The sequence below is a fragment of the Tissierella sp. genome (genome assembly GCF_052089545.1).
Taxonomy (GTDB): Bacteria; Bacillota; Clostridia; order Tissierellales; family Tissierellaceae; genus Tissierella_A.
In genome coordinates, this window is record NZ_JBQDAA010000073.1 from 1 (window position 1) to 10,550 (window position 10,550).

8 protein-coding genes are annotated in these 10,550 nt (G+C 33.3%); 2 read left to right on the forward strand and 6 right to left on the reverse strand.

Going from position 1 to position 10,550, the window contains the following annotated elements:
* Window positions 1–92 precede the first annotated feature (92 nt).
* From dcm to ACTHW2_RS06925, 6 genes are read right to left on the reverse strand one after another with little or no spacing between them, the layout of a single operon-like run.
* On the reverse strand, window positions 93–1,397 hold the full coding sequence (dcm, locus tag ACTHW2_RS06900) for a DNA (cytosine-5-)-methyltransferase (protein ID WP_442263230.1): 1,305 nt from the start codon (window positions 1,395–1,397) through the stop codon (window positions 93–95).
* A gap of 16 nt (window positions 1,398–1,413) precedes the next feature.
* A complete protein-coding gene (locus ACTHW2_RS06905) occupies window positions 1,414–2,460 on the reverse strand; it encodes a restriction endonuclease PLD domain-containing protein (RefSeq protein ID WP_442263233.1) in 1,047 nt (348 codons plus the stop codon).
* 3 nt (window positions 2,461–2,463) lie between these two features.
* Window positions 2,464–3,147 carry a hypothetical protein gene (locus tag ACTHW2_RS06910; RefSeq protein ID WP_407095116.1) on the reverse strand — a complete coding sequence of 228 codons (684 nt, stop codon included), beginning with the start codon at window positions 3,145–3,147 and terminating at the stop codon, window positions 2,464–2,466.
* Between the two features lie 5 nt (window positions 3,148–3,152).
* Window positions 3,153–4,082 (reverse strand): hypothetical protein, encoded by a 930-nt coding sequence (locus tag ACTHW2_RS06915; RefSeq protein WP_407095117.1) that lies wholly within the window; start codon window positions 4,080–4,082, stop codon window positions 3,153–3,155.
* Window positions 4,082–6,106, reverse strand: coding sequence for a hypothetical protein (locus ACTHW2_RS06920; RefSeq protein ID WP_442263231.1), 2,025 nt, complete (start codon window positions 6,104–6,106; stop codon window positions 4,082–4,084). The genes ACTHW2_RS06915 and ACTHW2_RS06920 overlap by 1 nt, the downstream gene beginning before the upstream one ends.
* On the reverse strand, window positions 6,103–8,907 hold the full coding sequence (locus ACTHW2_RS06925) for a Z1 domain-containing protein (protein WP_442263232.1): 2,805 nt from the start codon (window positions 8,905–8,907) through the stop codon (window positions 6,103–6,105). Before ACTHW2_RS06925 ends, ACTHW2_RS06920 begins: the two co-directional genes overlap by 4 nt.
* Before the next feature lie 238 nt (window positions 8,908–9,145).
* Between ACTHW2_RS06925 and ACTHW2_RS06930 the strand changes: the two genes are divergently transcribed.
* Window positions 9,146–10,324 (forward strand): restriction endonuclease PLD domain-containing protein, encoded by a 1,179-nt coding sequence (locus ACTHW2_RS06930; RefSeq protein ID WP_212746705.1) that lies wholly within the window; start codon window positions 9,146–9,148, stop codon window positions 10,322–10,324.
* 90 nt (window positions 10,325–10,414) lie between these two features.
* A partial coding sequence (locus ACTHW2_RS06935; RefSeq protein WP_442263234.1) for a DNA cytosine methyltransferase occupies window positions 10,415–10,550 on the forward strand: 136 nt, incomplete at its 3' end.

Genomic DNA, 10,550 nt, shown 5'->3' on the forward strand with positions numbered 1-10,550 from the left:
GATCAATAATTATATTCAAATAAATGCCACCAATAAAACAAGGCGCTCTACAAATTTGTAGAGCGCCTAACTTCGTTTGCGTTTATTAAGAATTATAGTATATTAATTTCTAAACCAAAGTCGGATAAACTTTGGGATTCCTTGTCATCTTGAGGAAGAATATGGGTGTTTATGTAATCCATCTGTTTAAAAATACCACAGAGGACATTAACTACAATGCTGTTTCCAGCTAGCTTTAATAACTTAGCTTGCGTTAGAAAAGCTTTTTTTACGTCTTCAGAAGGGTTCTTAATTGTTAGATTATCGAAACTTTCCTCCGTGAATCCCATAAGTAAAAAGGCTTCTCTAGGTGTTAGGTTTCGATATCTGGTCCCTTCAACTAAAGGGTTCTTGTCATAAGCGATAATACCAGAATTGGGATTACGATCTTGCTTTGTAGTAATAGTACGAGCAATCAAAGAGTTATCTGCTTGACTATCGGTTGCTAATTTTAAGTTGTTATTAAATATTTTTTCTCGAGAAGCTGTAAAATTCGGTGTAGCATGAATTGCTTCCTCAAGATAATGCTTTACTGAATAATCTAATCTTAAGTAATCACTGATTGGATTGATACTTTCTGCGGAGAGTTTGATATGCTCAAGATTATTTGATAGGAAATAGTTCATAACCTCTTGTTCAATCTCTAGATCATCCCCAACAAATACGCTAATCATATATGTTCGTTTTCTTGATTGAGGTACACCGAAATTGGTTGCACTTAAATCATAAATTTGATTAACATATCCCAAATCTTCTAAAAAATTAGTCCATACTCTAAAGTTTTCAATGTGAGCTTTAGATCTAATTGCTGTAACATTCTCCATGAGTAAGAATTTAGGGAATGGTTTATTTTGTTCCTTAAATTCAATTAATAGTCGTTCAATTTCCCATAAAAGACTTGAGCGGTTTCCAGAATCCCGATCTAATCCACTTGAATTATTCCACCATCGAGCGCTAACTGATAAGTCTTGGCAAGGAAAACTATAAGTTAAGATATCAATATCATCGTCCAAATCATCTGCAGAAACTGAAGTAATATCCACAAGATTATTATTGTTTATTAATGAATGATAGATTGCTTTTAGTTGGCCAACAGTTAAAGCAGATAAAGCTTTTTCAGTCATGGGTTCTTTACCGTTAGAACTTAAATTATATTGAGCCAATTCCTTCAATAAAGATTCTTTATTATGATGACGATAAAGACTTAAATCCTGAGGACCATTATGCAAGATATCATATGCATAAATCGCGCTTAGTTCCCATTCAACGGTAGCAGAAACTTTGAATGGGATTTTAGCGCGCTTAAGTGCTTCGGATTGTGCGCCCACCCCACTAAACGTTTCAACTATATTAAGCACAATTATCAAATCCTTCCTAAACTCGATTACTGAAATCAAAAAGGAATTCAGTATCATTAATTTTATAAATTTTCACGAAATCTTTATTATATTTTTCTAAGTCGGAATAAGTGATGGGTCGTTTTTCATTTATACCTAACCTATTTGCAAAGTATTGGTAAATATCATCATAAAAGTATAAACGACCATCGTGATCCTCATCGAATCTTCCCTCTAATATCTTATTATCATCTGTAAAGAATTTGAGCTTTCTATTATAAGGGAAAGTGTTGGTGAACGGATATTTATTAGATTGTTCTAAATAATTAGCCTGTCCAGCTTTAAACATATTATTTATTCCTCTACGAGAACTATTCCAATTGTTTTTGAAAACAACGGGAATTTCTATTATATCATAATAATTTGAAGGACTATGAGTAATATATGTTAATTGCTTATTAAAAAAATTTGAGAAAGATTGTTCAGTTGTTTGCTGTCTTGCATTAGACGCTGTTCGTTCATTTCGGGAGTAGGTTGAATCATCATTTTCAGTAACAAGATCTTTATCTTCTTCGAGTTCAATAATTGGGTCAGTATCAATGCTATCATCATATAGTGTAATTAATTTTTGAATATCTGGATGAGTGCAAGGAACTGATTTCTTATTTTGTTCAAGATACAGGGACTCAAAATTTTGTTGGCTTTCTACCATTAATTCATTTAGTTTAAATAATCCATTTTCAGAGAAGTTAGCTGACCCAACAAAATGTATATAGTAACTTCCGTCTTTAATCCAACTATATAGTTTTATATGAGTTGGAGGTTGCGTAATTTGATACATTATTTTGATTCGTTCACCGTATTGGTTGGTCAAATTCAAAAATCCCTCATGATCTTTCTTTGAGAGGCCTTCATGTTGTGTAGTCATACCAATGTAAAGAGTAATATTTAAGCTAGGATAGTCATGTAATAATCTTTCTGTCATTGATGAAGAGGCATAACCAGATATAATAAATAAGTCTGAACATCTATTTGCATAGGGAACGATTATTTTCGAATATAATGAGTTATTTGATCTCTCGATATATCACACCACCCGTTCAAAAAGGTGTTGTACATACTTAGTGATACCACCGTCAAAAAATTCAGGTGAGTTTGATTTAATTAAGGCTGTATTTAATACTAAAACTTTTCTGAGTATCTTTCTACTTGTATCATTGTAGCGAGTGTATTGTTTTAATATTTCTCGCACTAATTCAATGTTATAACCTTCGGCGGGGCGTTCAACAATGTTCATAATTGTATCAGTAGTATTGTTTTTTAATATATTAAATGTTTCTTCATAACTACCTTGCCAACCTAAATTGACGTACCAATATATTTGCTTCAACCAAACACGTCTGCTCATTTTATAGTAATAAGTAGCTGACAGGCCATGTCGCGCATGAACGATATCTGGAATGACTTTAATTGACAAAAACTTCCAAATATCATCATTTGATGCGTCGCGGTTAGTAAAAGTAAATGATTGATTTAGGATTCGGTATAACTCTAAACCGAATTCTAAATCGAAAGTATATTTAAAACGATCAATACCTTTTTCATCGATATTATATTTTTCATAAATTTCATCACGGGCTTGGATAAACATCGCTCGAAGTTCTTTAAATTCATTAGGGACCTTAACATCAATCAGACGTCTTGGATCACTTTCTAGTAACTCAAAGTCACTTTCGGCTTTAGTGTTACTATAATCAGGCCAGTTTAACATAATTATCACTCCTTAGAGAATGGGTCTAGATTTGCATGAGCGCTATTAGAAATATCTTCCAATGAGTCAATTTGAATATTAAAAGTAGACACCCAGTACCATATTGCTTTAGCAATACTATTTGGTTCAGCATCCATATCTTCATCTATGATGTTTTGATCAATAATAATTGCTTTTTGAATAACAAGTATAATAGATGAGACAATAATATTATTTAATGTATACTGATTCATTTTATTCGTATTAGTATAAAGGCGATCATATAATGGATGCGCGCTATTAATTAAGATTCTGATATTTGAAGAGTCAAATGAGTCTGAATATACATCAACCCAATCCATCCAGATTCTCCATAAGCCACTTTCGGGATCATGGAACTCTTCGATAGGGAATTCTGAACCATCTCCATCTACAGAGACAGAATATGCTAGAAGTGGTTCTGAGCTAAGCTGCATCCCGATTTCATCAGCTTGGAAAAGGGAAGTGTTATGTAGTTCATGAACGATTAAATAATATTCAAAAAAGATAGTACCTCGTAATGAATTTGGTTCGAAAACTTCTTCAAAATCAATCTCAATATTTGAATCTTTCATACCGAATTTTTTAAGAATAAAATTCTCAGTAAAGTTTGATGTTCGAGAATGTATTTTTACAGCAATCGCTAAGGTGTTTTCTTGAGCGGTTACACCCTCTAGACCAAATAATTTAGACGGGTGTTTGATTGAAATTGATTGTGTAAGTTGTAGTTCATTTTCGGTAGGTGACCAAATACTATCATATTCATTGATTTTGTAGGAATATGAATCGTCTAACTCTATGGTTTTTTCATCATTTAAGACATCGGCATATGACAGCTTTGGAAGCGAGAGGTAAATGCCTGCTTCTTTCATTAAGTTTTCATCAAGCAGTTTGTATAAAAGAAATTTTGAACTCATTAGTCATCACCTTCTTTTTTGATATGTTCGGTATTCATCGACAAGCTAGGAGCCATAGATAAATCATGTATCTCGATTTCAATCGTTCCTTCGATAACTAATTTTTCTTTATTTGGATTTGGTATTTCGAAACTAGCTGATTTTTTATGCGATGTATCTGTAACATGGTTTACTTTTTTATTAGCGATTTTTGTTAATTTTACTTTATTAATAATAAACGGAAAAGGAAGCGAACCTTCAAAAGTTTTATTCCAACTTTCTTGGTTATATGCCTTATCTGTCGTGAGAACAGTAAAGAATAGCGTGCTCTTTGTATCTGCTTGCAAGGTCGCGTTAAATGATACTGAACGTAAATTCTCAGAAACAAACCCAATATCAGTGACATTGATGAGCGAATTCGGTGCCAATGTGTCTTTTTTCTTTTTTCTTTGAGGCTTTTGCTGAATTGTAGCAGATTTACCAAAGTTAGACATAGGTAGGAACATATTACCGAAGTGTCTACTTAAAGCTGATGTACGCTTAGAGGCCTTAGCTTCAGTATTATTTAAATCTGCTGATAATTCTTTAGCAACTGATCTTTTTATTCGATTGACAATAGTCACTCGCCCACTATCAATGATTTTATCAATCCAAGTTGCATGGTCTGCATTCTCAGTATCTCGAAGATAGCTTTCAAGGGTAGAATAATAATTCAAGTATTTCTTATGCAAATTACCATCACTATTAGGTACAAAGACAGCAAAAACATATGAATTTTCTTCAAGGGATAAACCCTTCATCCATTCATTGTCGTTGACAACATATTCAACTACCATCCCTGGCTTTCTCATATAAGCAAGAATATTTGCTCCATAAGGGCTACCGTCTTTAAAGGTCGCATTACCAATATAGCTGATAGGGGAGATAAACCCGCTGTTTTTATATGCTTTTAAGTCATCAAGACTTAATTGTACATAAGCCAAGTATCCAATGGGGATTTTTCTGTTCGACATTCCAGTAGTAGCAAGGTGAATGGTCTTTGCTTGAATTCTTCCATGTGTCTTACTTTCTTCAGTTGACCCCAATTGTGTGGCAATAGAATATAGTGATTGGAACCAATCAAACGTATTACTAAAATTTTCAGGTTTGATCATACGACCATTGACGGAAGGTGCAAGGATTGAATTATTTGTAAACCGGTTGTAATGACGGTTGTAAATTCTCGGGAAATACCATCTTTGAATAGCTTGAATAACTGATTCTTCGATATCGGTTTCCCACGGGAAATCATTCTTTGATGTGTCCTCCATAGTCACCTTAGAATCTTTGATAAATGGTACGATTATAGTTGTCCCAGTTTCATTCCCGCTATATTGCTTGATACCTAAAGATTTAGTGAACTCTGAGATAAACTGAGGATCCGTAATTGGTAATGTTTTATCATAGATATCTGTTGAGTTTTTTTCTCCCCACCAAGCAATACCCCTGTCGTTATTAGGCATAATTGCATCTGATTTATCGGAATCTTCAATGAGACAGGCAGCTAAACGCTCCTCATATTTATTATTATGTTTAACACGTGAGTAATATATGACAATGCCACTGCCCATTCTGAAAAAACTAGTTTTACCTAGACCCCATGATCCACCAGCATCTACTTTATCTTGGTTCATATTTAGACCATAAATTAATTTATATATATTACTGTTATTAAGTTCATCTTTATCATCCGTATTAAACTTTCCCGTTAAACCGGACGTATTACTATCTCTAATAGCAACCATAGTTGACTCTCTAGGGAATAATTGCTTAAGTCGAGTATCGATAGAGTCAAAATGATGAGCAATTTTATTTGTTGCGATTTTGCCAATGGTTACGTCAATATTTGTTTGATCACTCTTAGGTAAAGTGGCATCCAGGCTATTTTGGAATGATTCACGAACAACTAAATCGACTATTGGTAGCGAATCATTCTGCAAAGACCGTAATATAGCTTTTCCAGAAGGCGCCATTCTGTCATCTATACGTGCTATTTCAATTTTCATTCTTCATCCTCCTTATGGGAATCGCCATCATCCTCATTAATCGGGACAACAATTTTAAGTTTTCTTGCAAGATTTTTATTTTTTCGTGCACCTGGAATCATGAGATTGATTCCGATTAAATCTTTTTCGAAGTTTAAAGGATATCTATTACTTGAAGTACTTCGAGCTTTCCTAAATTCTTCTTCAGTTTGCTTTCCTTTGTCAATTCGATAGATCACTAATTGTGGCACGTTACCCAGTCCATGTTTAGCTCTAAGTTGTTGTGCTTCTCTACCAGAAGGGCTCTTTTTCATATCTTCCGAATTTAATTGTTCGATATCGCTGATTAAATCAGAAGGTGTCCGTAACGCACCAATTGATACTGTTTTTCCATCATTTTGTGCTTGACCTAATCGCGAACGTTGGATGTTCGGTGGGTTATAACCATGAATATCCCAACCTGACTGATTATCCGATACTTTCGGGATATTTCCTTTCGAAGAAAGTATAATATTCCAATTAGCGTAACCATTCTCTTCGCGAGTATCATCGTACCAATCTAGAAAAGCTTTAATATTTGAAAAGGCAGTATCTTTATCACTAAAAATCATTGATTCTAAGTACTTTTTAACGAAATCATATTCAACATCACGCCAAATCATTTTATTTCTAGATAAGTCAAATTCATCAGTAAGAGAGTTCAAGAATTTTTCTGTCACTGTCAAATTATTTTCTAAAACTGATAGCTCGTTTTTAAATAGGATTGTTTGACGATTAAAACCAGAAAAATCAATATCAGATAATTCTGCTGATTGCATTTTATTACTTGAAGTAATTCTTAAAAAATTATTATTAGGTGAATTTTTAATTTTGACTCCAGCTTCATATGGTAAGTAAGTTTTAGCACTCATATCTTGAATATCTTCAATAAGTTCAGAATTTAATTGAGTAATGAATTCAAATCGTCTTTTAGTCTCACTATCCATCCAAACTCGAGGGAATAATTCATATGTAGGACGGTAACCAAACCATCTTCCCATTTGATATAAAGTATCAGCTTGCTTTGTTTGACGGATAAAGTAAGAGCTAACAAGTCCTTCTAAGGTTAAACCTCTAGAGAGAGTATTCCCGCCGACTACAATGAACAGTGGAGCAAAGCTAAGTCTCCTTTCAGGATAAACTAGTCGAACATGTTGGTTCTCAACGCGAGTCTGACTGTTATCTATAACAAGATGGAATCCTTTATGATACTCTAAAGCCTCATCATCTTTTAAACCTATATGATCAACATAATTTTCGTTATTTGAGTTGATTAGGCCTTTAAGTTGGATTAAAATATCCTCCCATTTAGGATAGTCATTGATAAACTCCTTACTTGAGTAAGATGTGACTGCTTCAGAGAAATCCTCTTTAGTAAATTCAGTCGATTCATGTTCAAATAATTCTTTTAATTTATCAAAGTACTCTTCACGATTCTCACGCATGCTCTCTAAATATGCACGAATTAAAGAAGCCACTTTTTCTTGATCAACAATTTTTAAACTTGTATGAACTAACATTGATACGGGTTTCGTAAAACGTAAGTGTCTTTGCATTGCAGAAACCAACACGAACCAATCAATCGCTTTTTGAAAACTAGGTGGCAAATAGTTAGTATCCCCTTTATGCAGAGATTTTATTAATTCTTTATCTGTATCACTGATTGTTCTAATGATGGGTAAGGAAGGACCTGTCTCTGGTTCTGCTAAACCAAACATTTTATCAGCACCAAGATAGTCGCTTGAAGGTGTTAAGGTATAGATAAAATCTTTAGGGAATAACGAATAATCCCCAATTTCATTTAATACATTTGCATAAGGCGTACCAGTATAAGATATATAGTTGACTGCAAGGGCTTGCTTTCCGTTAAAACCATTTACTAAATCGAGAACTTTTTTATTAATAGTACTTCTTTCTTCATCTTCTAGTTTTTTTGTATTAATACTTGCTTGATCAGCTTCATCATCGATAATGAGTATTTTTAACTGTTTTAATTTATTTGGATCCGAATAAAGCCACTTTGCCAAATTATCTAGTCTAGATTTATTTTTCAATGAAACAACGAAATATTTCTTTTTGCTATGTTCCTGTAAGTTAATATTATTCCAATTATTCGGTGCACTTCTATCTGAAACTTTTGGATTATCAATATTAGTCCAATCCCACCAAGCTGCACCTTTATTTGAGTCTAAATCACCATATAACCTGTTAGCTGTTTGGATACGTAAATTTTCGATCACTCCTGATAGAATAATAAAAAAATTAAATCCGTTATCAGCAGCTATTGACATAACTGCCGCCATATTAGCTGTTTTTCCCGATTGTACATCACCGATCGTTAGCCCTTTAATTGCACCGCTTTCGCGTGTGTCCATACTTAATTGTTGGACTATGTTGAAGGCATCATCTTTAATATTTGCAATGGATTCAGCTGAAAACCCTTTGCTGACAAGTTTTCTCTCATATTGTTTCCATTGAGAATATGGATCGTCTGATAATATTGCATCGTTTTTGCTGTTTTTGGATAATAAAGTTGTTTTTTTACTTTTAGAATCACTCTTCATATATTTAACAAGTTCTTGCCAAGTTGAATAATCAATATCTGTATCACTTGGTTTAAGCATTTGAAACTTAAACTCTTCAAAAGCTTCTGAACCAATATCCTTGCGAGTATAGAAGTCGAAATCTGAAAGCGAGTCCCAACTTGTTTCATAATCCGTTCTGCGTTCTTCGATATAATTTCTATAAATATTAAATTTTTTGTCGCCAAAATTTATGCTCATGTAAACGCTCCTAGTTATTATAATAGTGTCTATATTATAACAAAAGTTTGACTGTTTAGAAGAGAATAAATTAGGTTTAATGGCATTAATGTTGTATTATTTGAAATATTTCACACCAAAATATCTGATATTCGACTAAGTGAGTTTAATGCGATAATATTAGAAAAAGTAGAAAATTTAATATAATTAAAATGGGATATTATAATATAGTAGGTCATAACTAATAGGAGTGATTGGAGTGTCGGAGTTGTTTTGGAATAATCAAACCAAAAGTCAAAAAGAAGAATATATTGAGATGTTGAAAATTTTAGGTTCACTATCAAACCTTTTTTCTGATAGCAATTCACCTTATCTTTATTATCGGGCACATGAGAATTTATTTTGTGCTTCATTTGATGCCAAAAACTTATCACGTGGTGACGTGTCTTATGATGCAATAAAAGACAGAGTTGGAATCGGCTTAAAAACGTTCTTGCAAAATAATGGACGGACGTATCAAAAGGTCGCAGAGTTTAATGGTGATAGTGATAAGGTTCGTAAACTCAAAAGTCATGAAGAGATTGTTTATATGATAGCTGAACTTAGAAATAAACGAATCGAAGTGACTCAAAATATTACAGATGCAACTGATTCGGTTTATCACTTAATTACTAGAGAGCCAGGCAAGATGAATGTGTTTGAAACACCTTTAGATTTAGTGGACATAAATTCTATTCGCATACAAAAGAAACAAAGTAAAAATACTATTCGATTTACTGACAAATACAACGAATATTCCTATTCATTATCTAAAAATACACTTCTTAAACGATTTTATACTCAAGAACAAAATAAAATTGTAACTTTTGATGTAGACATCTTAGAAAATCCATTTGAATTACTAAAGTCTATGCAAGTTGAGATTGCTGATTCAAGACTTATTTCAGAATCGAAAGAAAACTATATTGTTTTACCTTTATATTCGCCAAATCGTGGAGATGTACCACAGCGTTCTGGATTAAATCAATGGAATGCTCAGGGGAGAGTTCGTCATCCTGATGAAGTGTACATACCTATTCCAGCATGGATTCATGAATCGTTTGATACATTTTTTGCATACGCGAAACAAAGGAAAGTAAAAGGGGAGAGTGCAAAAGATTCCCCAACCTTTCAAGTGGAGTTACCTAACGGTGATGTCATGAAGTGTAAAGTAGCACAATCCGGAGGCAAGGCACTGATGTCGGATCCAAATAAAGATTTAGGAAGATGGATATTAAGAGACGTCTTGAAGATTGCACCAAATCATCTGGTTAACATGAGCACCTTAAATGAAATAGGCATCGATAGTGTTAAATTAACAAAGAAAGCAGAAGATTATTATCTATTAGACTTCATGGAAACTGGCTCATATACTGAATTTAAAGAAGAGAACGCATAAAATTTAAGGTCAGAATAATTTCTGGCTGCAAATCACGTCTCATAATGATATAATAATAGCTTCGAAAACAAATTATAAAGGAGAGAGCAAATGCAAGAATCTGTAAGTTCTACAATAAAAAGCAAACATACAATTGCGTCATTTTTTGCTGGGGTTGGTGGAATTGAGCTTGGTTTTGAACAAACCGGCGAGTTCAGAGCCGTATATGCTAATGAGTTTGATAAAA

What these genes read in the sequence shown, in the direction of transcription:
- ACTHW2_RS06920 (WP_442263231.1), bottom strand. Translation starts at nt 6,106, where the DNA reads ATGAAAATTGAAATAGCACGTATAGATGACAGAATGGCGCCTTCTGGA.
- ACTHW2_RS06910 (WP_407095116.1), bottom strand. Translation starts at nt 3,147, where the DNA reads ATGTTAAACTGGCCTGATTATAGTAACACTAAAGCCGAAAGTGACTTT.
- ACTHW2_RS06915 (WP_407095117.1), bottom strand. Translation starts at nt 4,082, where the DNA reads ATGAGTTCAAAATTTCTTTTATACAAACTGCTTGATGAAAACTTAATG.
- ACTHW2_RS06925 (WP_442263232.1), bottom strand. Translation starts at nt 8,907, where the DNA reads ATGAGCATAAATTTTGGCGACAAAAAATTTAATATTTATAGAAATTAT.